This is a genomic window from Williamsia sp. 1135 (assembly GCF_002095395.1).
Taxonomy (GTDB): domain Bacteria; phylum Actinomycetota; class Actinomycetes; order Mycobacteriales; family Mycobacteriaceae; genus Williamsia.
In genome coordinates this window covers 269,845-295,471 of sequence record NZ_MJEI01000106.1, presented here as the reverse complement: position 1 = coordinate 295,471, position 25,627 = coordinate 269,845, and the positions used below count along the sequence as shown (strand labels likewise).

25 protein-coding genes and 2 tRNA genes are annotated in these 25,627 nt (G+C 65.2%); 16 read left to right on the top strand and 11 right to left on the bottom strand.

Going from position 1 to position 25,627, the window contains the following annotated elements; genetic code table 11:
* Positions 1-51: 51 nt before the first annotated feature.
* Positions 52-570, top strand: coding sequence for a nucleotide disphospho-sugar-binding domain-containing protein (locus BFL43_RS25940; RefSeq protein ID WP_168176730.1), 519 nt, complete (start codon positions 52-54; stop codon positions 568-570).
* A 46-nt stretch (positions 571-616) separates the two neighbouring features.
* Here BFL43_RS25940 and BFL43_RS25935 read toward each other — a convergent pair whose 3' ends face one another.
* The 3 genes from BFL43_RS25935 to BFL43_RS25925 all read right to left on the bottom strand — a co-directional run bounded on the left by BFL43_RS25935 (position 617) and on the right by BFL43_RS25925 (position 3,555).
* Positions 617-1,789 carry a CoA transferase gene (locus tag BFL43_RS25935; RefSeq protein ID WP_084896087.1) on the bottom strand — a complete coding sequence of 391 codons (1,173 nt, stop codon included), beginning with the start codon at positions 1,787-1,789 and terminating at the stop codon, positions 617-619.
* Positions 1,773-2,258, bottom strand: a complete 486-nt coding sequence (locus BFL43_RS25930; protein WP_084896085.1) for a DUF5709 domain-containing protein — start codon at positions 2,256-2,258, stop codon at positions 1,773-1,775. Before BFL43_RS25930 ends, BFL43_RS25935 begins: the two co-directional genes overlap by 17 nt.
* A 64-nt stretch (positions 2,259-2,322) precedes the next feature.
* Positions 2,323-3,555, bottom strand: a complete 1,233-nt coding sequence (locus BFL43_RS25925; RefSeq protein WP_084896083.1) for an ammonium transporter — start codon at positions 3,553-3,555, stop codon at positions 2,323-2,325.
* Positions 3,556-3,778: 223 nt separating this feature from the next.
* Between BFL43_RS25925 and BFL43_RS25915 the strand changes: the two genes are divergently transcribed.
* The 4 genes from BFL43_RS25915 to BFL43_RS25900 all read left to right on the top strand — a co-directional run bounded on the left by BFL43_RS25915 (position 3,779) and on the right by BFL43_RS25900 (position 5,981).
* Positions 3,779-4,951 carry a TerD family protein gene (locus BFL43_RS25915; protein WP_206186749.1) on the top strand — a complete coding sequence of 391 codons (1,173 nt, stop codon included), beginning with the start codon at positions 3,779-3,781 and terminating at the stop codon, positions 4,949-4,951.
* Between the two features lie 87 nt (positions 4,952-5,038).
* Positions 5,039-5,434 carry a phage holin family protein gene (locus tag BFL43_RS25910; protein ID WP_084896208.1) on the top strand — a complete coding sequence of 132 codons (396 nt, stop codon included), beginning with the start codon at positions 5,039-5,041 and terminating at the stop codon, positions 5,432-5,434.
* The gene (locus tag BFL43_RS25905) at positions 5,434-5,712 is read left to right on the top strand and encodes a DUF3618 domain-containing protein (RefSeq protein WP_084896076.1); all 279 of its coding nucleotides are present in this window, start codon (positions 5,434-5,436) and stop codon (positions 5,710-5,712) included. Before BFL43_RS25910 ends, BFL43_RS25905 begins: the two co-directional genes overlap by 1 nt.
* A complete protein-coding gene (locus tag BFL43_RS25900) occupies positions 5,709-5,981 on the top strand; it encodes a DUF4235 domain-containing protein (protein ID WP_084896074.1) in 273 nt (90 codons plus the stop codon). The genes BFL43_RS25905 and BFL43_RS25900 overlap by 4 nt, the downstream gene beginning before the upstream one ends.
* Before the next feature lie 63 nt (positions 5,982-6,044).
* Here BFL43_RS25900 and BFL43_RS25895 read toward each other — a convergent pair.
* The 3 genes from BFL43_RS25895 to BFL43_RS25885 all read right to left on the bottom strand — a co-directional run bounded on the left by BFL43_RS25895 (position 6,045) and on the right by BFL43_RS25885 (position 9,515).
* Positions 6,045-6,118, bottom strand: a tRNA-Met gene (locus BFL43_RS25895).
* A 241-nt stretch (positions 6,119-6,359) separates the two neighbouring features.
* Positions 6,360-6,433 (bottom strand) — tRNA-Met (locus BFL43_RS25890).
* An 88-nt stretch (positions 6,434-6,521) separates the two neighbouring features.
* The gene (locus tag BFL43_RS25885) at positions 6,522-9,515 is read right to left on the bottom strand and encodes a UPF0182 family protein (protein WP_084896072.1); all 2,994 of its coding nucleotides are present in this window, start codon (positions 9,513-9,515) and stop codon (positions 6,522-6,524) included.
* A 270-nt stretch (positions 9,516-9,785) separates the two neighbouring features.
* Between BFL43_RS25885 and BFL43_RS25880 the strand changes: the two genes are divergently transcribed.
* On the top strand, positions 9,786-10,400 hold the full coding sequence (locus BFL43_RS25880) for a PPA1309 family protein (RefSeq protein WP_240498486.1): 615 nt from the start codon (positions 9,786-9,788) through the stop codon (positions 10,398-10,400).
* Positions 10,401-10,423: 23 nt separating this feature from the next.
* Here BFL43_RS25880 and BFL43_RS25875 read toward each other — a convergent pair whose 3' ends face one another.
* Positions 10,424-11,458 carry a PDZ domain-containing protein gene (locus BFL43_RS25875; protein WP_084896206.1) on the bottom strand — a complete coding sequence of 345 codons (1,035 nt, stop codon included), beginning with the start codon at positions 11,456-11,458 and terminating at the stop codon, positions 10,424-10,426.
* Positions 11,459-11,680: 222 nt separating this feature from the next.
* Between BFL43_RS25875 and BFL43_RS25870 the strand changes: the two genes are divergently transcribed.
* From BFL43_RS25870 to BFL43_RS25860, 3 genes are all read left to right on the top strand, one after another.
* The gene (locus BFL43_RS25870) at positions 11,681-13,051 is read left to right on the top strand and encodes a zinc-dependent metalloprotease (RefSeq protein WP_084896204.1); all 1,371 of its coding nucleotides are present in this window, start codon (positions 11,681-11,683) and stop codon (positions 13,049-13,051) included.
* 104 nt (positions 13,052-13,155) lie between these two features.
* The gene (locus BFL43_RS25865) at positions 13,156-14,055 is read left to right on the top strand and encodes a hypothetical protein (RefSeq protein WP_084896069.1); all 900 of its coding nucleotides are present in this window, start codon (positions 13,156-13,158) and stop codon (positions 14,053-14,055) included.
* Between the two features lie 33 nt (positions 14,056-14,088).
* Positions 14,089-15,405, top strand: a complete 1,317-nt coding sequence (locus BFL43_RS25860; RefSeq protein WP_084896067.1) for an AarF/UbiB family protein — start codon at positions 14,089-14,091, stop codon at positions 15,403-15,405.
* Positions 15,406-15,487: 82 nt separating this feature from the next.
* Here the strand turns inward: BFL43_RS25860 and BFL43_RS25855 are convergent, their stop codons facing one another.
* Positions 15,488-15,778: a WhiB family transcriptional regulator gene (locus BFL43_RS25855; protein ID WP_168176729.1), complete on the bottom strand. Its 291-nt coding sequence runs from the start codon at positions 15,776-15,778 to the stop codon at positions 15,488-15,490.
* A gap of 556 nt (positions 15,779-16,334) precedes the next feature.
* Positions 16,335-18,410: an ATP-dependent DNA helicase UvrD2 gene (locus BFL43_RS25845; protein WP_084896201.1), complete on the bottom strand. Its 2,076-nt coding sequence runs from the start codon at positions 18,408-18,410 to the stop codon at positions 16,335-16,337.
* A gap of 601 nt (positions 18,411-19,011) precedes the next feature.
* Here BFL43_RS25845 and BFL43_RS25840 point away from each other — a divergent pair.
* On the top strand, positions 19,012-19,236 hold the full coding sequence (locus BFL43_RS25840) for a mycoredoxin (RefSeq protein ID WP_084834656.1): 225 nt from the start codon (positions 19,012-19,014) through the stop codon (positions 19,234-19,236).
* Positions 19,237-19,238: 2 nt separating this feature from the next.
* On the opposite strand, the gene nudC is transcribed toward BFL43_RS25840, so the two are convergent.
* Positions 19,239-20,192, bottom strand: a complete 954-nt coding sequence (gene nudC, locus BFL43_RS25835; RefSeq protein WP_143695559.1) for an NAD(+) diphosphatase — start codon at positions 20,190-20,192, stop codon at positions 19,239-19,241.
* A gap of 42 nt (positions 20,193-20,234) precedes the next feature.
* Entirely contained in the window at positions 20,235-21,305 is a 1,071-nt protein-coding gene (locus BFL43_RS25830; protein ID WP_084896062.1) for a potassium channel protein, read from the bottom strand.
* Positions 21,306-21,418: 113 nt separating this feature from the next.
* Here BFL43_RS25830 and BFL43_RS25825 point away from each other — a divergent pair, with 113 nt between their 5' ends.
* The 6 genes from BFL43_RS25825 (at position 21,419) to BFL43_RS25800 (ending at position 25,625) form a co-directional block, all read left to right on the top strand.
* Positions 21,419-21,820: a hypothetical protein gene (locus BFL43_RS25825; RefSeq protein ID WP_084896200.1), complete on the top strand. Its 402-nt coding sequence runs from the start codon at positions 21,419-21,421 to the stop codon at positions 21,818-21,820.
* A gap of 120 nt (positions 21,821-21,940) precedes the next feature.
* Positions 21,941-22,570 carry a DUF4178 domain-containing protein gene (locus tag BFL43_RS25820; protein WP_084896061.1) on the top strand — a complete coding sequence of 210 codons (630 nt, stop codon included), beginning with the start codon at positions 21,941-21,943 and terminating at the stop codon, positions 22,568-22,570.
* A 2-nt stretch (positions 22,571-22,572) separates the two neighbouring features.
* Positions 22,573-23,064, top strand: coding sequence for a DUF2617 family protein (locus BFL43_RS25815; RefSeq protein WP_168176728.1), 492 nt, complete (start codon positions 22,573-22,575; stop codon positions 23,062-23,064).
* Entirely contained in the window at positions 23,061-23,579 is a 519-nt protein-coding gene (locus BFL43_RS25810; RefSeq protein ID WP_084896058.1) for a DUF4247 domain-containing protein, read from the top strand. The genes BFL43_RS25815 and BFL43_RS25810 overlap by 4 nt, the downstream gene beginning before the upstream one ends.
* Before the next feature lie 42 nt (positions 23,580-23,621).
* Positions 23,622-24,035, top strand: coding sequence for a DUF350 domain-containing protein (locus tag BFL43_RS25805; RefSeq protein WP_084896198.1), 414 nt, complete (start codon positions 23,622-23,624; stop codon positions 24,033-24,035).
* 30 nt (positions 24,036-24,065) lie between these two features.
* Positions 24,066-25,625 carry a polyamine aminopropyltransferase gene (locus tag BFL43_RS25800; RefSeq protein ID WP_084896056.1) on the top strand — a complete coding sequence of 520 codons (1,560 nt, stop codon included), beginning with the start codon at positions 24,066-24,068 and terminating at the stop codon, positions 25,623-25,625.
* The last annotated feature ends 2 nt before the right edge of the window (positions 25,626-25,627 follow it).

Sequence of the window (25,627 nt, the reverse complement as noted above, 5' to 3'; positions counted from 1 at the left end):
GACCCGCGACGCGTGTGGTCGGGCCCCGCCGAGCCCGCGGCGCGTCCTCATGTGAGACAAGAACTTCCGTTGGTCCTGGCCAGTCTGAGCACCACCGACTTCCCCGGCCAACAGCAGACGTTGCAGAACATTCTGGACGCCGCGGCCGAGATGCCGATCCGCCTCGTGCTGACGACCGGTCCCGCAGTCGATCCCGCGGCACTGAACCCGCCGCCGAATGCCGAAGTGCACCAATACATCCCACATCGCGACGTACTGCCCAGGTGCTCGGCGGTCGTGGGACACGGCGGTCACTCCACCACTGTTCAGGCCCTGGCGCACGGCCTGCCGATGATCATCATCCCGATGCATCCACTCCTCGATCAGCCGATGGTCGGCAAGGCCGTGGCCGCCTCCGGCGTCGGCGTGGTGTTGCCGAAAAATGCTTCGCCCGAGAAGATCTCGACAACGTTGGCCCGAATACTCGAGGACAGCACGTATGCCGCGGCCGCTGGGGTGATCGCAGAACGGCTCGCCGACGGGCGGGGAACGGCCCGTGCGGCGGACGCGATCCTTGACCGGATCAGGTGAGGTCGAACCCGCCCCGCGGCCAGGCCCACGTCGCCGCCGCTGGCGATCATGGCGGCGGCGCGGCGGCGTCGCCGGAGAGCCAATGCCGTACGGAGTCCGTGTGCTCACCCAGCCCCGGAGGTGGCTCGAAGGGGCGTTGAGGGCTGCGCGAATATCTGACCGGATGTGCCACCTGATCGGTGTACCCGGCAGGCATCTCCACCACCGGCGCCAGACCGAGATCGGTTGCGGTCTGGAAGGCCTCACCGATGTCGGCGACCCGGCCTGCCGGGACGCCGGCGTTGCGCATCCGCGATTCCCACACCACTGCGGTGTCGCGGATCAGATGCCCCTCCAGGACCTTCGTCAACGCCACGCGATTCTCCACACGTGAGCGGTTGGTCGCGAACCGCTCATCGGAGGCCAGCTCGGGCTCACCGACAACCTCGGCAAGAGAGGCGAACTGACGATCGTTGCCGCAGGCGACGACAAGCAGGGCATCGCGGCACTGGACGGGCTCGTAGGGGGCGACCGACGGATGGTGATTGCCCATTCGGCCCGGCGCCTGCCCCGTCGCCAGATACGAGGACGACTGATTTGCCAAGGCTCCCAACAAAGATGACATCAGACTCACCTCGAGCTTCTGCCCGACACCGTCGCGGTGCCGCGCAGCGAGCGCAGCCAGAACAGCGACGGTCGCATCTTTACCGGTCAAGATGTCGACCAGGGCAACACCGACTTTCATCGGATCACCGTCGGCGTCACCGGTGATGCTCATGAGGCCACCCATCGCCTGCACCACGAAGTCGTACCCCGGTAGTCCCGCGCCGGCGGCAGACCCGAAGCCGCTGATGGCGCAGTACACGATGCCAGGATTGACGTTGCTGACCGACTGGTAGTCGAGTCCGGACCTCTCGAGAGGCCCGGGCAAGAAGTTGTGGATCAAGACATCGGCCCGACGAGCCAGCTCCCGTGCTGCCTCGAGGTCGTCCTCATTCGAAAGGTCTAGGCAGACACTGCGTTTGGACCTGTTGACACTTTCGAAATACGACGATCCCGCGGGCGTCCACGGTGGACCCCAAGACCGGGTGTCATCCCCGCTTCCCGGCCGTTCCACCTTGATGACGGTGGCACCGAGATCGGCCAGGGTCATCGTCGCCATCGGGCCTGCGAGCACCCGACTGAAGTCGGCGACGATCACCCCGTCGAGCGGTGGGCGCGGGTCAGAACTCGTCGTCATCATCGATGACGTGCACCGCTGCTTCCTCCGCCGATGCAGCGCCGCCGTCGATTCCCGCATCGGTCGCCAGCCGCTCCTGGATGTCATGCACGGCCACCCCTTCGTCCGGCGCGATCAGACGACCCGATCGGCGACCACCCACCTGCGCACCCTCCGGGAACTCGGGATCGCTGTCGGCCTCGTCGGAGCGCCATTCCGGATCCGGGGCTTCGGGCTGATACGCCAGCGCCGTCGGATCTGGTTCTTCCTCGGCGAGATGCTGAGCCAGGCTCTCGCCCTGGCTCTGCTCGTCGGCGGTCGTGCCGTAACGATTGATTCCGTCCGGCTGCTCCGGCGGCGAATAGCCCTCGTCCAGAATGTCGTCGACACCACGGTCGTCGAGCGTGTCCTCCGGTTGCAACTGGTCGTCCTCGTCGAGGCTGTACTCCCCGGTCGAACCTTCCGGTGTGCTCTCTGGATTGGTCGTCATCACTTCACGATGCCACCGCGCGGGTACGGCCACCACCCCGCCACCACCCAGAGTCTGCGTCTGGCTACCGTTCCAGCTCCGCATAGGCGGTCTCGGCGTGCTCCGAGAAGTCCACACCCTCGCGTTCGTCCTTTGCGGACACCCGGAAGCCGATCGTCCAATGGATGACCTTGCCGATGCCGAACGACATGGCGAACGTGTACGCCGCGACCGCGAGGATCGCCAGCAGTTGTTTGCCGAGCAGGAGCAACCCACCGCCGTAGAACAGCCCCTCAGCGTCACCCGTCATCATCCCCGTGGCCAGGAGGCCGATCAGAGCCGTCCCGACGACACCACCGGTGAAGTGCACCCCCACCACGTCGAGAGAGTCGTCGTAACCGAACTTGAACTTCCACAGCACGACGTAGGCGCAGACGACGCCGGCCGCCAATCCGACGACCGCCGCGCCCAACGGGCTGACGGAGCCGCACGAGGGCGTGATCGCCACCAGACCCGCGACGATGCCCGAGGCCGCACCGAAGCTCGTCGGATGACCGTCTCGGCTGTTCTCGACGATCAGCCACCCGACCATGCCCACGCTGCCCGCGATCAGGGTGTTGAGCAGAACCGCCGCGGCCATCCCGTCGGCCGCGAGAGCCGACCCCGCGTTGAACCCGAACCAGCCGAACCAGAGCAGGCCCGCACCGAGCAACACGAACGGCAGATTATGGGGCCGCATCGGATCGTGTTTGAAACCGAGCCGGGGTCCGAGCACCAAGGCCAGCGCCAAGGCGGAAGCACCCGAGGTCACCTCCACCACGAGGCCGCCCGCGTAGTCGAGTGCGCCCAGTTCTGAGATCCAGCCGCCAGGGCCCCACACCCAGTGCGCGACAGGCGCGTACACGAGCACGGTCCACACGGGCACGAAGACGATCCAGGCGACGAACTTCGCCCTGTCCGCGATGGCCCCGCTGATCAACGCCGCCGTGATGACGGCGAACGTCAACTGGAACGTCACGAACAACAGCGTCGGGATCGAACCGTGTACCGACTCCGGCCCGATACCTGCGAGCCCGAACGAGTGGACTCCCCCGATGAGACCGAAGCCCGCGTCCTCGGAGAATGCGAGGCTGTAGCCGGCGAGCAGCCACGCCAGTGCCACGAGCGGGATCGCGATGAAACTCATCATCATCATGTTCAGGACGCTGAAACTCCTCACCATGCCGCCGTAGAACAGCGCAAGCGCCGGAGTCATCAGCAGCACCATGGCGGTCGCTATCAGGACCAGCGCGGTGGCGGCACCATCGATTTCGGGCACAGCAGCCCTCCCATGTCTTGGCAGGTGGAGTTACGAGATGAATCAGGACAGTAGCGGTAGTCCAGCGCACCGGCGATCGCGGAGTACTTCGATGTCCGACTCGTCCGATTTCGGGTCGATACCGAATTGCGCGAGCGGCCCCGGCGTTTCGGTCATGTCGGTAGCTTCGACACCGAGGTCACCGGACAACCGGTGGACACCACACCACCCGGAGCGGACCCAGATGAGCATCTCGATGACGGCCGGCGCCAACACCCCGATCACCTCGTCGGAGTTCCGGATCGAGGTCAGCGCCTCCGGTCGCCACCTCGACGTCTCGGCGCTCCTGCTCACTCCCGCGGGCAAGGTGCGCTCGGACGCCGACCTCATCTTCTTCAACGCGCCCATCGGCCCCGGGGTGCGACACGTCCCCGGCACCGCGTCCTCACCGGACGCGGTCGTCATCGCCCCGGCGTCTCTCCCGACGTCGATCGACAAGGTCGTGATCACCGCGAGTCTCGATCCGCCGACCACCACCTTCACCGGGGTGAACCCGGTGGCCGAACTCGTCGACATCGCGTCCGGCGACCGCCAGGTGGCATTCACCCCGGCCAACCTCTCAGCCGAGACCGCACTGGTCGTCTTCGAGGTCTACCGGCGGGGCGCCGACTGGAAGGTGCGGGCGGTCGGACAGGGGTATGCCAACGGATTGGCCGGGATCGCAACTGATTTCGGCATCACCATCGACGACGAACCGGCAGCTCCACCACCTGTCGTGCCGCCACCTGCACCCGCGGCCACGCCGCCCGCGCCCGCCGGCCCACCGGCGCCGGCGGCCGACTACCGACCCAACCTGGACAAGGGCCGGGTGGTGCTCCGCAAGCAGCAATCTGTGCTGCTGACCAAGTTCGGCAAGCCGCTGCAGAACAAGGTGCAGATGGGACTGGGCTGGGATCCTGCGCCCGGCCGGGCGAGGATCGACCTCGATGCGTCCTGTATCGCCTTCGACGCCGCGCGCAAGGTCGTGGCCACCTGCTGGTTCCTCAAACTGTCGATTCTCGATGGTGCCGTGGCCCATTCGGGCGACAATCTGACCGGGGCCGGGGAAGGTGACGACGAGATGATCACCGTCGATCTGGGCCGACTGCCCGCGGAAGTCGTCGGCCTGGTGTTCACGGTCAACTCGTTCTCCGGGCAGAAATTCACCGACGTGCAGCGCGCGTTCTGCCGGTTGGTCGATGCGGGCACCAGAGAAGAGATGGTTCGATTCGAACTGTCCGACTCGAACCCGAGCACGGGTGTGCTGATGTGCAAGATGGTCCGAGAACCTTCGGGGTGGGTGATGACCGCGCTGGGCCAGTACGCCGACGGCAAGACCGTGCGAAAGATGAAAAAGCCTGCTGCCGCGGCCCTCTGATCTCACAGTTCGGCGCTCCGCCCCACAGTTTGTCCGGTTACGGACGTGGGTATCACTCCCGGAGACCGTGAGACCAGAGGAGGAATCGTGAGCGATACGCCACCGACCGATCTGTCGACCGTGCAATTGATCGAGCGATTGTCGGAGCAGACTTCTACGCTCGTCAAGACCGAGGTGAGCAATGCCCTCGACGAAGTGAAATCGAAGGGCACGCGCCTCGGAGTGGGTATCGGGATCTCGGGTGCCGGTGCACTCCTGCTGCTCTTCGGGCTCGGCACCCTTGTTGCCGCCGCCGTTCTGGGTCTGGCAACTGCTGTGTCCGGGTGGCTCGCGGCTCTCATCGTCGCCGCAGTGCTGTTGGTCGTCGGCGGCGTGGTCGCAGCGATCGGGGCAGCCCGTGCGAAGAGCGCCGTCCCGCCGGCACCGCAAGCCACCGTCCGCAGCGTCCAGACCGACGTTGCGACCGTCCGAGAGGCCCTGTGATGACCGAACCCACACCTACCGACCCTGCGGACGATCAGACTCCCCCACCGCCTGTGGAGCAACAGCGCGCCGAGCTGGCCGAGACCGTCGAAGCGCTCGCCCAGAAGCTCGATGTACCCACCCGGGTGAAGTCGGCCGCCGCCGACACCGCGCACACCGCGCAGGTGAAGGCCATAGAGAATCAGCAGCCCCTGGCCGCCTTCGGTGCCGCGGGCGTCGTCGCCATCATCGCGATCGTGCTCCTGCGTCGTCGTCGCCGTTCGAAAGGAAAGATATGACCGCCGTATCGAAAACCATGTACAAGCCCCTGTCGATCGCCAGCGGAGTGGTCGGCGGCCTCGCCGCGACTGCGGTCTTCGGCCAGGTGTGGAAGCGCCTCGGCGACAACGACGCGAAAGCGCCGCGGCCGAGCGATCTCAGCCGCTCGAACACGGAGGTGTTCGCGGCAGCTGCCATCCAGGGATTGATCGTCGGATTGGTCCGGGCCGCCATCGACCGCGCAGCCGCGCGCGGGTACAAGGCGGTCACCCATGAGGATCCGACCTGAGATGTAATGCCTCGCAACACAGAAAACCCGCGCCCTGCAAGCAGGACGCGGGTTTTCATTTCGTAGCGGGGACAGGATTTGAACCTGCGACCTCTGGGTTATGAGCCCAGCGAGCTACCGAGCTGCTCCACCCCGCGGCGGTGAACACAACGTTACATGGAGGCGGCACAGAAGTCGAAACGCCCTCATATCCTCCGACTTTCGGGACTTCCTCCGGTTGCAACCGGAGGAAGTAGCGGGAACCGGAGGAATTGCTAGATCCTCCGACTTCGGCGAGTTCCTCCCGTTGCAGCCGGAGGATCTAGCGCCAACCGGAGGAACTACACGTGCAACGCAAGAGGCCCTCGAGACTATGTCTCGAGGGCCTCTTGACCTTCGTAGCGGGGACAGGATTTGAACCTGCGACCTCTGGGTTATGAGCCCAGCGAGCTACCGAGCTGCTCCACCCCGCGGCGGTGAACACAACGTTACATGCGGGCGTATCCGATCTGCAAATCGCTCGCCTGTAACGCCGCTCACCTGCCTTGAGCTGCGTAAACGCTAACTCGTGGGCAATGCCTCATATTCTTGGACTGCAGCTTGCAGGTCCGTCTGGGCCTGACCGTACGCGGTGAAGTTGCCTGACTTCAGCGCCTCCTCCATCGCGTTCAGCGCAGCGTCCATCTTCTGGACGACCGCGTCGCGTTGCGGTGACGCGGGAACCGCAGGTGCATTGCCGGACGCCGGCGGCGGGGTTTGCCCCTGCTGCTCGGTCTGACCCGGCACCGGGTCAGATCCCGCCGGCGGAACGCCCTCGGCACCCGGTATCTGGGTCACCCGTGAGGGATCGATCCCTACCCCGGCCAGAGCGCCCGCAACCGTCGGCGCGTAACCGATCTTGCCGTCGTAGCGCACGATGACGCGGAACAGCCTCGGGAAGGTGCCCGCGGTGCTCTTCGCCTGTGCGTACATGGGCACCACGTTCAGGATGCCGTTGTCGCCCACCGGCAGCGTCAGCAGGTTGCCGAAGGTCACGTCAGCCGTGTTCTCGAGGTTCTTTCGACTCTCGGCCACCCGCCCGTCGGTCTCCATCGCGCTGAACACCTGCTTCGGGCCCTCACGCTGCGGTGTGGCAGGCAAGTCCTTCACCGTGATCCGGCCGTAGTTGCCGGGGTCCGACGACACCGTCAGATAGGACGCCATGAACTCCTGCTTCAAGACGTTCAACACGGCGGTGAGCTGGAAGGACGGCTTCCCCGTCTCCGGATCAGATGCCACGAAGTAGTACGGCGGCTGATCGAGCCCCTGCGTGACCGCGGCACTGTCGGTCGGATCGCTCGGAACCGACCAGAAGGCGTCGCCCTGGAAGAACGTCTGCGGGTTGTCCACGTGGTACTTGGTCAACAGCTCGCGCTGGATCTTGAACAGATCCTCCGGATACCGGACGTGTTCCTTCAGATCGTTGAGTTTGTCGAACTCGGACTTCGGTTCGACGCTGCCGGGGAACACCTTCATCCACGTCTTGAGGACCGGATCCTTGTCGTCGAACTGATAGAGCTTGACCTCGCCGGAATACGCATCGACCGTCGCCTTCACGGAGTTGCGTACATACGACACCTGCTTGTTGACCTGGGTTCGGCCGGTCTGCCCTTGATTCAGTTGCTGCGCATCGGTTGTCGCGTCTTCCAGCGATGTCGACTGCGCGTACGGGAACGCGTCGAGCGTGGTGTAGCCGTCGACGATCCACTTGACCGAGCCGTCATCCATCACGGCCGGATAGGTCTTCGAATCAACGGTCAGCCACGGCGCTGCCTTCTCGACGCGGTCTCGCGGATCACGGTTGTAGATGATCTTCGAGTCGTTGTTGATGGCGCCCGACAGCAACAGGTTGCGCTCGGTGTACTTCACCGCGTACGCAAACTTGTTGAACCAATTCGACAGCGGCACACCGGCTTCACCGGAGTACGTGTAGGTCGAGTCCGGGGTGTCGAACTCGCGGCTCTCGCCGTTGTCCGAACCGACGATCGCGTAGTCGGGATTGACCTTCGAGATGAGCTCGCCGAAGTAGATTCGGGGCTGCGTCACCTTGATGGGCGCATTTGCCTTGTAGTCGTCGCTCTCGTAATTGCGGAGGTCGCTCACATAGAACACCGGCTCGCCGCCGCCACTGGCGACGTCATCTTCGTTCGAGACCGCTTCGTTGACCTGGTTCGCAGGCGCGGCGATGAAGCCGTTTCCGTGGGTGTACACGGTGTGCTTGTTCAACCAGTTCTGCTGGTTCGCCTCGAAACGGCTCGGATCGAGCTCACGCGCCGCGACGACGAAGTCACGCATCTGACCGTCGACCTCGTACCGGTCGAGGGCGAGCTGCGAGGGGAATCCGTAGAAGTTCTGCTGTCGCTGCACCTGGGTGAACGCCGGCGAAATGATGTTGGGGTCCAGGATGCGGATGTTCGACAAGGTGGGCTCGTCGGCGTTGACCAACTGCGGGTCGACCGGTTCAGACGTCCAATTCTCGTCGTACGTCACCCGATCGGGCCCGATTCCATATGCCTGTTTCGTCGCCGCAATGTTGCGTCCGATGAACTCGGCCTCTTTCTCCGCGGCGTTCGGCTTGACGGAGAACTGCTCCATCGCGGCAGGCCAGCCGACGCCGATCACGAGCGCAGACAGCAACATCATCGCCGTTGCCAGGGCAGGGATTCGCAGGTCCCGCAGGATGATCCCGGCGAAGAAAGCCACCGCACAGATCACGGCGATCGCCATCAGGATCAGCTTCGATGGCAGCACAGCGTTGATGTCGGTGTAGCTCGCACCGGTGAAGATCTCTTGCTTACGCGTACTGGAGAGCAATGTGTACCGGTCGAGCCAGTACGCCGCCGCCTTGAGCAGCAGGAACGTGCCGGCGATGACCGCCAGTTGGATACGCGCGGCGTTGGTCAGCGTGCCGCCGCGGCCGGCCAGCCTGATCCCGCCGAAGATGTAGTGCGTCACCAGGCTGACGATGAACGCGATCACCACTACGACGAACAGGAAGTTCAGCACAAAGCGGTAGAACGGCAGATCGAACGCGTAGAAGCCGACGTCGAGATTGAACTCCGGGTCCTTGATGCCGAAACTTTCGCCGTGCAAGAACATCTGCACCGTCGACCAGGAGCCCTGCGCGACAAGGCCCGCCAGCAGACCGATGAGCACGGTCGGGATGATCGTGAACCAGCGGATGCGGCTCATCACCAGCGTGCGATAGCGCGCGATGGGGTCGCCGGGGCCACTGGTCGGAACGAACACGGGCCGACTGCGATAGGCGAGCCACAGCGCCCCGAAGATGATCAGCCCGGCGACGACGCCGCAGATGCCGAACAACGCGACCCGCGTCCAGATGATCTTGCTGAAGACGGACCGATAGCCGATGTCGTCGAACCACAGCCAATCGGTGTAGATCGAGATGAACCGCGGACCCACCAACAGGACCACGAGAACGATGACGGCCGTTGCGATCAGCGCCTTACTGCGCCGCGACAGCGATGGCATTGCTGCCGGACCACGGATACCCACGAGTGTTACTCCATAATTTTATGCCGGAGCACCGCAACCGGACTTGACCAACACTTTACTTTGCGGCGCCCCGCAGCCTGTGCTGGGCGGTCGAAGGCGGCAAGACGAGTCAGATTCGACACAACTTTTCGCATTCGCCTAGAACAGTACCGATTACTACCTGAGAGCCGCCCGCAGCTTGTGTAGCCTGTGCCGGAACATCATGGCCGGACAGCCTGCGAAGACGGTGGCTGCACCGGAAACACCGCGATAGATGCCACTATGTGTGTTGTGACCGAATCGCAACCACCTGTGCTCTCCCCCGACGCCCTGGGCAACGCGATCCGCGAGGTCGTCGAGTTCGTCGAGGCGGCCGGATGGGGCCAGCCCCCGCAGTTGTTCGCCCTGGTGCCCACCGCCTTGCTCGCCGACACCCAGCCCGACTGGGTCGACGATCACGACACCTCAGAGCTGACGTTGATCGAGCAGGCTCCCCTGCCGGTCTCCCCCGACAGCGGCATGGCCGAGCTCGAACACGTACTGGCCACGACCAGCTGGCCGACAGAGGTCGCGGGCTGCGCGCTGGTTCAGGAGATCATCGTTCTGCCACCCGAGGCCGAGGACGATCTCGACGACGCGTTGGGTCCCCTGCTGGCCGATCCCGACTCCGCCGACCAGGCCGCGCGCAACGCAGCGGCGGCACACCCGGAGAGCCGCCAGGCCCGGCTGGCGGCCGCGGTGCTGCGTGATGGGCGCAATCTGAGCCTGTTGCAGCTCGCGCCGGGAGTCGACGATGTCGAGGCCGACGACGACGCTCCGATCGAACTGCTCTCGCACCCGAACATGGCACCCAATCTGGTGCTGGCGCTCGCCGCGACCCTGGAGAACACCCCCGACGAGGAGTGAGCGCGGTCCGCAGCCCGGTCACCTCAACAGCTGGGCGGGGTACGGCCCTCTCGGAGATCGGCCAGGCCCGCGATGGCGTCGTCGAGGGTGTCGACCTGCACCAGCGTCAGGCCGTCGGGCGTATCGGACTTCGCTTCGGCACAGTTGCCGGACGGCACGAGGAACGCTGTCGCCCCGGCTTCGCGGGCAGCCTGCATCTTGTGGGTGATGCCGCCGATCTCGCCGACGTCGCCTGACGAGTCGATCGTGCCGGTACCGGCGATGAACTCGCCGCCGTTCAACTCGCCCGGGCTCAGTTTGTCGATGATCGCCAGCGTGAGCATCAGACCTGCAGACGGTCCACCGATCTCTCCTACGTCGAAGGAGATGTCGAGGTCGGGGTCACCGTTCTGCTCCGACAACGAGATCCCCAGATAGCCCTTCTTCGCGTCGTCCGGGTTCGGGGCCAGGGTGACCGTCGCCGTGGCGGGTTCGCCCGCGCGCAGGACGTCGAGGGTCACCTCGGTCCCGGGTGCGAGGGCGGCAACTGCTTCGCGCAGGGCCACCGAGGTCTCCACCGGCTTCCCGTTCACCGCGGTGATGTCGTCGTCGGGCTGCAACTGCCCCGCGGACGGTCCTTTGTCGTCGACTCCCGCGACGACAAGGTCGAGGGGACGCCCCAGAAAGGCAAGCGCCGCAATGGTTGCCGAGTTCTCCGAACCCGTCATCTGCTGACGGTTCTCTTGGCTCACCTCTTCGTTGGACTTGCCCGGCGGATACACGCGATCGCGCGGTTGCAGCTCATCATCTCCGGACAGCCACAACCCGATCGACTGGAACAGCGTCAGTCCGTCCGTCACCGAGACGGTGGTCAGGTTAAGATTGCCGGTCGTCGGGTCGGTGGGTTCACCTTCGATGGCGACGACCTGCCGATCGTCGACCGATCCCAGGGTGTTGACGGTGGGTCCAGGGCCCAACGCCACATAGGGCACTCGGACGAGGGTGCCGAGGAGCACGAACACGACCAGGAAGGCCAACGCGACGAACAGCGTTGCAATACGCCGATAACCCGGTGCGATCTTCCAGCGGCGACCCTTGGGAGTCGGCCCTTCCTCTGGCTTGGATCCCTGCCCGTGCTCGGGCCCCGGATCAACAGACTGCTGCTCTTTCACGTCGCCCAGCGTAGAGGTTCGGCGGCGGCGACCGATTCACACTCACCCGCCGACAGTGCCGGTCGGCTTTCGCGGAGAGCGGATGAGTTCGATCCGAATTGCGACCCGACCGCCGGTACCGTGGAGGTCATGAATGACTTGCCTTTCGGATTCTCGGCCGCTTCCGGTGATGACGGGGACGGTGACTCGTCCGGCAAGAAGCCCGGCGACTTCGACCCCAACCAGCTGGGTCAGATGCTGTCGCAACTCGGTCAGATGCTGTCCGGCATGGGTGCCGGAATGGGCACCGGAGCCGGCAGCGAACCGGTGAACTACCAGGTGGCGACTCAACTGGCGCGCCAGCAGATCGGTAAACACAGTCCCGTCAGCGATCGGGAGACCTCCGCGGTCACCGACTCGGTGCGCCTGGCCGAGGTCTGGCTCGACAATGTCACGACTCTGCCCGCAGGAGTCAGCGCGACCGAGGCGTGGACCTCCGTGGAATGGCTGGAGAAGACGCTTCCGGTCTGGAAGATGCTGTGCAATCCGGTGGCCGAGCAGATCGCCGGAACCTGGACCAAGAACCTTCCCGAAGAAGCCAGAGAAATCGCCGGACCCATGATGGGGATGGTCAGCCAGATGGGGAGCATGGCCTTCGGCACCCAGCTCGGTCAGGGACTCGGGCAGCTCGCCAAGGAGGTGTTGACCTCCACCGACATCGGCCTGCCGCTGGCACCCTCGGGCATGGCTGTGTTGCTGCCCGAGGCCGTTGCGGCCTTCAGCGACGGACTCGAGCAGCCGAGTCAGGAGATCATCGTCTTCCTCGCCGCCCGCGAGGCCGCGCACGTGCGTCTGTTCACCCACGTTCCGTGGCTCAAGCAACGACTGCTCTCGACGGTCGAGGAGTATGCGCGCGGCATCAGCATCGACTTCTCCGGGATCCAGGACGCTGCGGCCGGCATTGACCCGACCACGCTCCTGTCTGATCCGAGCAAGATCCAAGAGCTCATGGCCGGGGGCGCCGCGTTCGAACCGAAGACCTCACCCGCTCAGGAACACGCCCTCGCCCGCCTGGAAACAATATTGGCCCTGATCGAAGGCTGGGTGGAAACCGTTGTTTCCCAGGCACTCTCGGACCGCATCCCCTCCGTGGGTGCGCTCACGGAGACGATGCGTCGACGCCGCGCCACCGGCGGACCGGCCGAGGAGACCTTCGCCACGCTGATCGGGTTGGAGCTGCGTCCCCGCAAGCTGCGCGAAGCTGCCGACCTGTGGACCAAACTCCTCGAGTCGTCGGATATCGAAACCCGCGACGGGGTGTGGGCTCACCCCGATCTCGTCCCCGATGCTGACGATCTCGACCACCCGGCGGCGTTCATCGACCGGGTCATCGGCGGCGGCGTCGATCCCTTCGACGACCCGATCGCCCAGCTCGAGAAGACCATTGCCGACGAAGCCGAGAAACGCGGGGAAAAGCCCGGAAACAGTGGCGACGACGATGGCGAGAAGCCGTCCGCCTGATTTTTCGCCAGGTGCCATTCTTTGCAGGTCAGCGACCATCTGAGCTGTGGATAACTCCGATGCGACGGGATCGGCGCAGGCCTAGGCCCTGATTGGGTGACGTCATGGCCGTCACCACCTCCTTTCCTGTGCTCCGTCCCGGCGTCGCAGTCCTCGTCAGGCCCGGTGGACGCATCCAGGTGGGCTGCGACCCGGACACGGCGATCATCGTCGAACCGTCGGAGCGCGTGAATCCCGCTCGGCTCGCGACGCTGCTGCGATCGCTGACGAGCGGGCGACCACCGGGTGAGGTCGAGGCCGCTGCCACCGAGGCAGGTCTGTCCCGGACAGAGCTCGCCGAGCTGCTCGACAGCCTCGTCGTCGCCGGCGCCGCGCATCACGAGGTCGCGGGATCGTCCACCCGGCTGCGGGTGCGGGTCCACGGCGCCGGGCCGCTGGCCGTGGCCATCTCAGGCGCGCTTCGCGGAGCCGGAGTCGACCTCGCGCGATCAGTGCGCAGACCGTCGCTCATCGACACCGAGGACCACAACCCTCTCGTCCATCAGGACCGGGTGTCGGCCTGGGCGACAGACCTCGTGATGCTGACCGACTACCTCACGCACGACCCGTGGCTGGTGTCGAGCCTCATGCGTCATCGCATTCCTCATCTGATGGTGCGACTTCGTGACGGCGTGGGAGTCATCGGTCCGATGGTGCTGCCCGGTCTGACGAGCTGCCTGCACTGTGCCGATCATCACCGCACCGACCGAGATCGCGACTGGCCGACCGTCAGCGCGCAACTACTGGGGACCTGCGGCTGGGCCGGATCCGCCACCATCGCCGGAACCGTCGCGGTCGCGGCAGCGCAGATCGAACAGATCACCGCGCTCACCCGCTCGGGCCAGGTGGAACCGCCACCGCCGTCGACCCTGAACACCACGATCGAATTCCGGGCAAACCCGTCATCGATGGTGCTACGCCACTGGCAACCGCATCCGCTTTGCGGCTGCCGGTCAGCCCGGTGAACTAAGCTCGGGGCATCGGAAAGGGGAAACTCAATGGCTGAGATCACACGAGGTGGGGCGCGCAGAAATGCGAAGCTCGCTTCGCTTCCGCTCGGGGTGGCTGGAAGGGCGGCCTCGGGCTTCGGTAAGAGACTCGCGGGTGGGGACCGAGACGAGATCGCCGCCGACATGATGGAGAAGACCGCGGAACAGCTGTTCGCCGTTCTCGGCGAACTCAAGGGCGGCGCGATGAAGGTCGGGCAGGCGCTCTCGATCATGGAGGCCGCGATCCCGGAGGAGTTCGGGGAACCATTCCGCGACGCGCTGACGAAGCTGCAGGCAGAGGCACCGCCGCTACCCGCGGCCAAGGTCCACGGCGTGCTCGACAACCAGCTCGGGACCAAGTGGCGCGAACGCTTCAAGGAATTCTCCGACGAACCAGCAGCATCAGCGTCCATCGGTCAGGTGCACAAGGCACTGTGGCACGACGGTCGCGAGGTAGCGGTGAAGGTGCAGTACCCGGGCGCCGACCACGCTCTCAAGGCCGACCTCAAGACCATGTCCCGGATGACCGGTCTGCTCAAGCGCCTGTCCCCCGGGACCGACGTCAAGTCCATGATGGACGAGCTGATCGAACGCACCGAAGACGAACTGAACTACACCAAAGAGGCCAACAACCAACGGGCCTTCGCCAAGGCGTTCGCGGACGATCCCAACTTCGTGGTACCGAAGGTGGTCGCGTCGGCGCCCAAAGTCGTTGTATCCGAATGGATAACCGGCATCCCGATGTCTAAGGTGATCAAGGAGGGCACGGTCGAGGAGCGTAATGCCGCGGCCGCCAAGATGACCGAGTTCGAGGTGAGCTCACCGAGCCGAGTCGGTCTCGTACACGGAGATCCGCACCCCGGAAACTTCCAGTTCCAGGCCGATGGCAGGATGGCGATCCTCGACTTCGGCGCCGTCGGCCACTATCCGGACGGCCTTCCCGCCGCCACCGGACCGATCCTGCGGCTGTGCCGGGACAAGAAGTACGACCAGCTCAAAGAAGAGATGGTGCGCGCCAACTTCATCCAGCGTTCGCACCAGAACAAGGTGACTCCGCGAGATCTCGAGGCATATTTGCGGCCCTACGTCGATCCGCTGTACAGCGAGTCGTTCCACTTCACCCGCAAGTGGCTGCAGAAGGCGGCAGGAGCAGCGTCCGATCCTCGTGGTGATGTCTACAAGACCTCACGAAACCTGAACTGCCCCAAAGAATATGTGATGGTGTTTCGAGTCCTCGGAGGCTGCGTGGGCATCGCCGCACAACTCGATGCCGAGGCGCCCTACCGGGCGATCATGGAGCGGTGGGTCACCGGACTCGCAGAGTGATCTGACCCTGCCCACCTAAACGAAACGGGCGGATACGAGGCTTCCCTCGTATCCGCCCGTTTCGTATCTCTTGCGGTCGGTGTCATGCAGCCTGGTTCTTCCGCGGCCGGCCACGAGGGCGCTTGCGGGCGATCACGACACCCTGGTCGAAGATCTCACCACCCCAGACTCCCCATGGTTCGCGCCGGTCGAGCGCCTCGGAGAGGCATTCCCGCCGCAGTGGGCAGTCGCCGCACAGCGCTTTGGCCTGCTCGAGGTCACCCGGGTTCTCGGAGAACCACAGGTCTGCGTCCGCGAACTGGCACGGAAGTTCCATCTTGGCGATGTCCAGTGCGAGCCCGCCGCCGATACACGACTCGAGTACCTCGGTCATCAGTATTCCTCCACTGTCGAATGTGCTTGTCGGATGTTGTGCTTGAGACCCGGGCACTTCAGTGGTGGTGGAACGAAAGATGTTCCTAGAACACAAAAGAGGCCACGGGTTCGCTGTCGCGATTCGCCGTGGCCTCGAATGGAGTCTGAACTAGGTCAGATCAACACTCTGTCCACGGGGAACGCTGAGCGGTTTACCGCCGAAATCGCTGGTTTGGGAGCCAGAAATTCCGGCTTCCCGGCGACTGCGCGATGATGCGCTTGTCCGGATCGCGGGCGCTGGGCGAGGGGCAGCGTCCGATGCCACGAACCGCATGCCATGCCGGCATGTTCGACAGCGCTCTCGGCGGTGGTGAACAAATCGTTCATCGGACCTCTCCCTTCCTTGCAATCGCGTGCACATTCAGTGCGTGGTGTGGCCGGTGGGCCGATCGAGCAGATCGATGCGACCCCCGCCGTCTTGTTGTCCACAGTAAACGGGGGCGTCCAGATCGCACAACCTATTTTTGACCTGCAGTTTCTCGGATTCCTCGACTGCGGATCCATCCAGCGTCGAGCTATCCCGTCCCGATGTCCCGGACGAGCGCGAGGACGTCTTCACCGTACTGATCGAGTTTCTTGGCCCCGATGCCCGGAATCGCCACCAGTGCAGGGACATCGCCGGGCTGTTGTTCGGCGATCGCGATCAGGGTGTTGTCCGAGAAGACCACGTACGCCGGAACCTTCTGTTCTTTCGCACGACCGGAGCGCCATTCCTTGAGTGCCACCAACAGACCTTCGTCGAGGTCGGAGGGGCAGCCCTCACACCGGCCGAGCAGGGACGCGGTCTTGCCCAGCAACGGCTTGCCGCAGACCCGGCACCGCGGTCCGGACTTCTTGCGTTTCGGTTCCGCGATCCGGGACGCCGGCGAACTCTCGGGAACCAGATCGACCAGGAACCGCGAGCGCCGCCGAGACGCCCGGCCGCCCTCGTTGCGCGACAGGGCCCAGGACATCTGCAGGTGCTCGCGAGCGCGCGTGACGCCGACGTACAGCAGCCGGCGTTCTTCCTCGATGGCGTCGTCGCCCGCCTTGACCGCCTGATTGATCGGCAACGATCCGTCGACGAGTCCGACGAGGAACACCGCATCCCACTCGAGCCCCTTCGCCGCGTGCAGCGACGAGAGCGTCACGCCCTGGACGGTCGGTGGGTGCCGAGCCTCCGACCGCGCGGACAACTCGCGCGCGACCTCGGTCAGGGTCAGTTCCGCGTCCTCGGTCAGCATGTCCTCGGTCATCTTCTGCAAAGCCAGCAGCGACTCCCACCGCTCCCGTGCCTGTGCACCTGCGGGCGGTTCGTCGGTGAGCCCCAGTGGCACCAGGATCGCGCGCAGGAGTGTCACCGTGTCGGCGTCGGCGGGCAGATCGTCGCGTGCTGCGGTCTGGTTTATCGACCGCATGGCCTGCCGGATCTCCGCCCGCGAGAAGAACGCCTCGCCGCCGCGCACCTGGTACGGGATACCCGCGGCGGTCAGCGCCTGCTCATGGGCTTCGGACTGTGCGTTGATCCGGTAGAGGATGGCGATCTCCGAGCCCGGAACTCCCTGCGCCATCAGCCGTTTGATCGACCGGGCGACCGCGGTGGCCTCGGCCGGCTCGTCCGCGTACTCCGCGAAATCCGGCTCGGGCCCGCTGGGGCGTTGCCCGATGAGTTGCAGACGGGTGCCGGCGATCCTGCCGTGCGCCGCGCCGATGACCCGGTTGGCCAGGCTCACGACCTCCGGGGTGGACCGGTAGTCACGCTCGAGGCGCACCACCATGGCCTCGGGAAAGCGACGGGAGAAGTCGAGGAGGTAGCTCGGGGTGGCACCGGTGAACGAGTAGATCGTCTGGTTGGCGTCGCCGACGACGGTCAGGTCGTCCCGCTCCCCGACCCAGGCGTTGAGCAAGGCCTGCTGGGCGGGTGTGACGTCTTGGTATTCGTCGACGACAAAACACCGATAGCGGTCGCGGAACTCCTCCGCGAGCACCGGGTGATCGTCGAGAATTGCACGGGTCATCAAGAGCAGATCGTCGAAATCGAGGAGCTGATCTCCCGACGAGGACACCTTGAGCTGCTCGTACCGCTCGTACACCGCAGCGACCTGCTCGGCAGGCAGAGGCGCTTCCCTGCGCGATTTGGCGACCATCGCCGGATACTCGGCGGGCCCGATGAGCGAACCCTTGGCCCACTCGATCTCCGAGATCAGGTCACGCAGCGTATCCGTGGTGGTCGGCGCGCCCGCAGATCTGGCGGCACGCGAAACCACCGGGAACTTGTTGTCGAGCAGTTCCCACTGGTTCTCACCGATGGCCTGCGGCCAGAAGTAACGCAGTTGCCGCAGCGCAGCCGCGTGGAAGGTCAATGCCTGCACCGCATTTCCCTGGCCCGAGATGCCGAGGGAACGCAGGCGGGTACGCATCTCACCGGCGGCGCGGGCGGTGAAGGTGACCGCGAGGACCTGACTCGCGCGGACGTGACCGTCACCCACCAGATGGGCGATACGACGGGTGATCGTGCGGGTTTTACCGGTCCCCGCGCCGGCCAGCACGCAGACCGGTCCGCGGGGCGCCAGCACGGCGGCCTGCTGTTGAGGGTCCAGTGAGGCGTTCATGACGATCAGTATTCCAACGAGGCCCGACAGCGCCGACGCTGCGGGTCGCGCGCCGCGCACAAGGCGTCAAACTTCGGCACGCTCGATGGCGATATCGGCCCGCTCGACGGCAGTATCGGCCCGCTCAACGGCAGTATCGGCCCGGTCGACGGTCATATCGGCCCGCTCAACGGCATCTTAGGCACGCTCGACGGAAGGCCACCTTGGGGGCGGTGAGCAGAGCGAACTCGCCCCGCCCGCGTGCGGCCGGGCGGTGAGCAGAGCGAACTCACCCCGCCCGCGTGCGGCCGGGCGGTGAGCAGAGCGAACTCGCCCCGCCCGCGTGTGGCCCGCGTGCTCTGGACGAGGGAGCGAGGGAGCGCAGCGACTGAGTCGACTGAGGAAGAGCACGCGATAAAGGGCCGCACGCCCCGCGGAGCGAAGCGGAGCGAAAAAACACAGCTGGCGAGATGACCAACAAACCTGCCCACAGCAAGAGCCCGCTCGACGCACGCAAGAGCCCGCTCGACGCACACAAGAGCCCGCTCTGCCACTCCATCAGGAACACCCGGCGCCGTCATGGTGTTATGTAGTCGTGATTACGGAGAACGCGATTTTGACCATGTACACCACCACCTGGTGCGGCTACTGCAAGCGCCTCAAGATGGGCCTCAAAGGCCAGGGCATCGAGTGGGTGGAGATCGACATCGAGCAGGACCCCGCCGCCGCGGATTTCGTCGGCAGCGTGAACGGTGGCAACCACGTGGTCCCCACCGTCAAGTTCGCCGATGGCAGCACCGCGACCAACCCCACCGTCGCAGACGTGCGCAAGAAGCTGGGTGTCTGACCCTATCCGCGGGTGACCTGATCAGGGGCCGGGGTATAGGCCCAGGCCCTGATCAGGGCGCTGGCGATCGAGATCGATCCGGGCAGACGTAGTCGGGCGTCGTCGACGATGGGCTTGCCGTCCGACCCCATCCACTCTTCCTGCGCTTCGATGGCGGCGATGACCTCATCGCGACCGAACCACTCGGCCGCCGCGATCTCACCGTCGATGAAGTCGAGGGGTTGGTCGGGGTCTGCGGTCACCTCGAAGCCGAGCATGAGCGACCGCGGGAACGGCCACGGCTGGGAGCCCACGTACATCGGATCCCAGGTGTCGAGCCCGACCTCCTCGTGCACCTCACGCAGCACGCACTGCTCGAGAGACTCCCCTGGCTCGACGAATCCGGCAAGTGTCGAGAACCAGCGGTCGGGCCATTGTGCCTGCCTGCCGAGCAAGATGCGGTCGGCGCCGTCGTGGACGACGGTGATGATCGCCGGATCCGTGCGCGGGAACTCTTCTTTGCCGCTGATCGTGTTACGCCGGACCCAACCACCCTTGGCCGGCTCGGTACGCGCACCGTCGACCGGCGAAAACCGGGCATTGTCATGCCAATTGAGGACACCGAGCGCCGTCGAGAGAATGCCCGCCTCGTTCGCGCCGAGGAGTTGCGCACCGCGGCGCGGGTCGTCCTTGGGTCCGTCGATGATGTCGAAGCGCATTGCCCACATGTCGCGGCCCTCTTCGGGGTGCAGACCGAGGAACACCGCTTCCGGCGGCGGTTCGTCGCCGGCGTCCAGGGCCATGATCCAGCCCAGGCCGTCCTCCCCCACCGGGTAGCGGCCGGACGGATCGATCTGAAGCAGTAGCGCATCAGGCCACTTGGCCTTCAGCCGCTGCTCGTCGTGCCTGATCTCATCGGCACGGTCGTACACGGCCCGCGACAACATCGGTGGCATCTCGAACTCAAAGCGCGGCAATCGGTTTCCTCCTGATGGTGCGCGGCAGATGGAGCGGCGTGGCTAGTCCGGCGGGCCTTGCCGAACGTACAGCAATCGGTCGCCGTTCTCGATGGCGTCGACCTTGCTGTCGTCGACGCGGTGCAGCTTGCCGTCGCGGACCACGCCGAGGACGATCTCGGGCAGATGCCGGGGCGAACCGCCGACCTCTTCGGGTTCGATGTCGCGTTCGGCGATGGCGAACCCCTCGTCGGGGGTCAGCAGGTCCTCGATCACCTGCACGACAGTGGGTGTGCTGGTGGCCAGTCCGAGCAGACGCCCCGCGGTTTCGGAGCTGACGACCACGGAGTCGGCACCGGATTGCCGGATCAGGTGGGTGTTCTCGGCCTCCCGGATGGAGGCAACGATCTTTGCCTTGGGTGCCAGTTCTCGCGCTGTCAGCGTCGCCAGCACCGCCGTGTCGTCGCGGTTCGTGGCGACCACGATGGCCGACGCGTGCTGGGTACCGGCCAGGCGAAGTACGTCCGAGCGGGTCGCGTCGCCGCGAACCGTCACCAGTCCCTTGGCGGCGGCGTTGTCGAGGACGGTCTGATCACCGTCGACGACAACGATTTCGGAGGGCTTCTGGCCGTCGGCGATCATCGCCTTGACGGCAGTCTTGCCCTTGGTTCCATAGCCGATCACCACAGTGTGGTTACGCACTTTGCTCCTCCAACGCTGGATCTTGAGGGCCTGCCGCGAACGCTCGGTCAGCACCTCGAGGGTGGTACCGACCAAGACGATCAGGAACATCACCCGCAGTGGCGTGATCACGAGCACGTTGATCAGTCGGGCCGACGGCGTGTACGGCGTGATGTCACCGTATCCGGTCGTCGAGAGCGACACCGTCGCGTAGTACAGACAATCGAGGAACGACAGCTCATTGTCCTGCACGTCCCGATAGCCGTCGCGGTCGAGATAGACGATGAACACTGCGGCGAACAACGCGATCAGCGCGTAGATGACTCGCTTGCTGATCGCGCGCCCGGGGCTCTCCTGCATCGAGGGGATACGCACGACACCGACCAATGCATGGTCGGGCATGTCCGTCAGTTCATCGTCCTTGAAGCGCCGGCGTAGCCGCCCGCCCGCCATCAATGCCTCCCCGCACGGCCACCGAGGTGGAGCCGCAATATTTGCTGTCGCACAGTTGGCGACTGTAGCCCTTTTCGGCAGCGGCGGGCGAGGTGATCGTGCATGGTGTACCCATGAGCAAGCGTGAGCAGAAGTTGCGGCAGTTGGTGTTTCCCGGCAAAAACAAGCTGGCCGAGCGAATGGGGGCGGCGCTGGTCGGTATGGGGGTGTTGCATTTCGTGGCGCCGGCGCCGTTCGACGGCATCATTCCGCCGGAACTCCCGGGCTCCCCGCGCGCCTACACGTACGGGTCCGGGGTGGCGGAGGTCGCGATCGGGGCAGCGATGCTGGCGCCCAGCACTCGCCGACATGCCGGCCTCGCGTCGGTCCTGCTCTTCATCGGCGTCTACCCGGGCAACATCAACATGGTCCGGATGTTCAAGGACAAGCCGCTGCCCTATCGCGTCGCCGCCTGGGGACGTCTGCCCCTGCAGTTCCCGATGATCTGGGCCGGCTGGAAGGTCTGGAAGGCGTAGCGGCCGACGTCCGACCGGTGCGCTGGTACCGGCGAACGCGGTCAATGCACGCCGGACCGGTGTCCGTTGTTCGGGCTATGCGTCCGTGTCCAGCCGCGAGGTGTTGGATAGGTTCTTCGCATGGAAGCACTGCTGATCATCATCATCGCCATTCTCGCGGTCATCGCGGTGGTGCTGTTGTTCAACGTCATAGCGAACCGGCGTGAGCGGCAGGCACGCGAGGCGCAGGGCATCCGGGACCGTGCCTATGCGCCGCGTGACCCCTTTTCCTCGGCAGACGACGACGCAGTGCGCGGGGACCCCCGCACACTCAAGCCCGGCGACCTGGTCGAGGTCCGGGGTGAGACGTTCGCCGTCCGCGGGACGCTGACCTTGTCGCAAAGTGGTTTCTCGTGGACCGAAAACTTCCTGGACACCGGAACCGGCCGCAAGGCATGGGTGTCGGTGGAAGAAGATCCCGACCTCGAGGTCGTCCTCTGGGAAGAACTCTCTGGAGTGACCGCGGCCCCCGGTCCGGACACCATCGACGTCGAAGGCCGCCGCTACACCTCTGACGAGGCCGGGTCGGCGCGGTTCAGTTCCCTCGGCACCACCGGGCTGGCGACGGGAAACATGTCGTATCACGACTACGCCGCCGGCGATGATCGGCTGTCGTTCGAGGACTTCGGCTCCGGCTGGGAGTGTGCCCGCGGTCAGGTACTCGCCCGCGCCGAGTACCGCATCTTTCCCGCCGACACCGGACCGAGCTGACCGTGCAGTCCATCCTCGCGGTGCCGTACGCGGACACCGGAGCCGATCAACTCTCCCTGTCGTTCGACGAGCCGTTGCTGCCTGCGCTGTCGAGCGTGCACTGCGCTTTCGAACGAGTCGGTGTCACACTGCGATTGCTCGGTGCGAGCCACCAGGTCAGCGTCGTCACCGCGGACACCGAGATCGTGGAGACCCTGGCCTGCCTCCCCGGGCGTCGACCGGCATTGCCCCCGAGCATCGACACCGGGAGCATTTCCTTCCGCTCGCGCATCGAACGGCACGATGCCGCGTCGCTCACCACGCTGACCGCAGAGGTGTCGAGCCGGGCCGCCGGGCCGGATTCGCTGATTGGGCACTACCCCGGCCACCCCAGCGCCTTCACGGCGATCATCGCCACCGACCTGGGGCACCGGGCTCGGTGGGATACCTGGCACGCCTATCCGCAGACCGGTGATGTGGTCATCACCTCGAGCGTGTTCGAGGCAGCTCGATGATGGCCTCGCAGCACTCCGCCGGGGGCTACGACCGGCGGCCGCTGAACCGGATTCGCAACGGGATCATCGCGGCCATCGTGCTCATCGCCGTTGCCCTGCTGGCCTTTTCCTGTGTCTCGGGTAAATCAGGGGCCACCGATGCCCGCGCTTACATTCAGCAGAACTACGACCGTGAGACGAACCTCGACGAGCCCTCCGTCGATGCCTACGTCGCCGATGGCACGCCCGAACAGGTGGCGGACGAGATCAGCGCGGTAGCGCAGCCGGTGGACCGGCGAACGGCCACCGACACCACGACCGGGTCCAGCGCCTCCGGACTGTTCTTGCAGTATCCGGACTACCTCGTCGGGTTGTTCCCGTACGAGGGCAACAAGACTCGTGTGATGCTCAGCGATGACTACGAATCCGGCTATCGGCACTACAGCGGATACGTCGGCCCTCTCTGGGTGTCGCGTCCAAACTTCTCCGGTGGCGGCTCCGATTATCGGGGCGGCGGCGGCGGTTCCGGAAAATAGCGCTTCAACAACAGCTGGGAGACAACAGTGGAGTGGGAAATCATGCGGGACAATTTCGCATCGGCCGCGGCATACAGCTGCGTCGGTGTGTTGTTGATGCTCGTGAGTTTCATCGCGGTGGACGTGGTTACGCCAGGCAAACTGCGGCAACAGGTCTGGATCGATCGCAACCGAAATGCCTGCATCCTGGTCGCCAGTAACGCGTTCTCGGTGGCGATCATCATCGTCGCGGCGATCACGGCCAGCCAGGGCGGTCTCGTCGAGGGACTGGTGTACACGGCGATATACACGCTGCTCGGAATCCTCATCATGACACTGACGTTCGTGTTGCTCGACGCGCTCTCGCCCGGTGACCTCGGCGAGGTGTTGATGGAGGACAAGCCCCACCCAGCGGTGTGGGTATCGGCCACCGTCCACGTCGGCACCGGTCTCATCATCGCCGCGTCGCTGCTGTAGTTCGGCCAGTTGACAACCTCCATCACGCCCATGCCACCGCTGCGGCGGGCGGCACGATCCGCACTCCTCGCAGTGGTGTTCATCTGTGCGGCCTGCGGACTCGTCTACGAGCTCGCATTGGTCACGCTCGGCTCGTACCTGATCGGCAACACGGCTACCCAGGCTGCAATCGTGTTGTCGGTCATGGTGTTCGCGATGGGCATCGGTTCGTTGGCCGCCAAACCGCTGCAGAATCATGCGGCCGTCGGTTTCGCCGTCATCGAGCTCGTACTCGCACTGCTCGGTGGTCTGTCGGTGCTGATCCTGTACGGCGCGTTCGCGTACATGTCGCTGTACACCCAGTCGCTGGTGGTCGTCGCGTTCCTGCTGGGGTTGTTGATCGGCGCCGAGATCCCGCTGCTGATGGTGATGCTGCAGCGCATTCGCGCACAATCGGCGGGCTCGGCAGTCGCCGACCTGTTCGCTGCCGACTACGTCGGCGCGCTGGTGGGCGGCCTGGCATTTCCGTTCCTGCTACTGCCCTTCCTCGGCCAGATCCGGGGCGCGTTGGTGGTCGGGATGATCAACGCCATCGCGGGGGCCGCGCTGGTTCTCGTCGTATTCGGACGAGACCTCGGGCGTATGCAGAGGGTGACAGTCGGCGCAGGATCGGTCGGGGTGGTCGCGGTGCTGGTGGCAGCGATGTTCTACGCGAGCACATTCGAGGTGAACGCCAGGCAGGCACTGTATCGGGACCCGATTGTGCTCGCCGACCGGACCACGATCCAGGACATCGTGATGACCAGGCGTTCCCTTCCCGGCAACGGCACCGACACCGACACCGACACCGACACCAGGCTCTACCTCAACGGCGATCTCCAGTTCTCCAGCGTCGACGAGTACCGCTATCACGAAGCCCTTGTTCACCCCGCGCTCACCGAGAAGCGGGAGCGGGTGCTGATCCTGGGCGGTGGCGACGGCCTCGCGTTGCGGGAAGTGCTGAAGTACCCGGACGTACGATCCGTGCAGCTGGTGGAACTGGACCCACGGATGACCGAGTTGGCGGCCGCCGACCCGAGACTGACCGAGCTCAACGGCAATTCCCTTGCCGACGAACGGGTCTCTGTGGTGAACGAAGACGCGTTCAAGTGGCTCAGGCGCAACGCCGAGATGTTCGACGCCGTGATCGTCGACATGCCGGATCCCGATGAAACAGCCACGGCCAAGCTGTATTCGGTCGAGTTCTACGGCCTCATCCGTGCCCACCTGGCGCCCGGCGCGCGCCTGGTCGTACAGGCCGGCTCACCGTATTTTGCTCCACGTTCCTTCTGGTGCATCGGCCAGACCATCGCCGAGGCGGGGATCACCACCGAGTCGTATCACGTCGACGTGCCCTCGTTCGGTGACTGGGGCTTCTTTCTCGGTGCCGCAGGCGACACGCCCCCGGCAGTCGCGGTCGACCCGGCGATTCCTCTGCGTTTCCTGTCGCCCGAGGAGTTGGTGGCAGCTCGTACTTTTCCGCTCGACCGGCCACCACTGCGGATGCCCGCGTCCACGCTGATGCAGCCGCGGATCCTCGAATACTCGCAATCGGAGTGGTCGGCGTACTGACG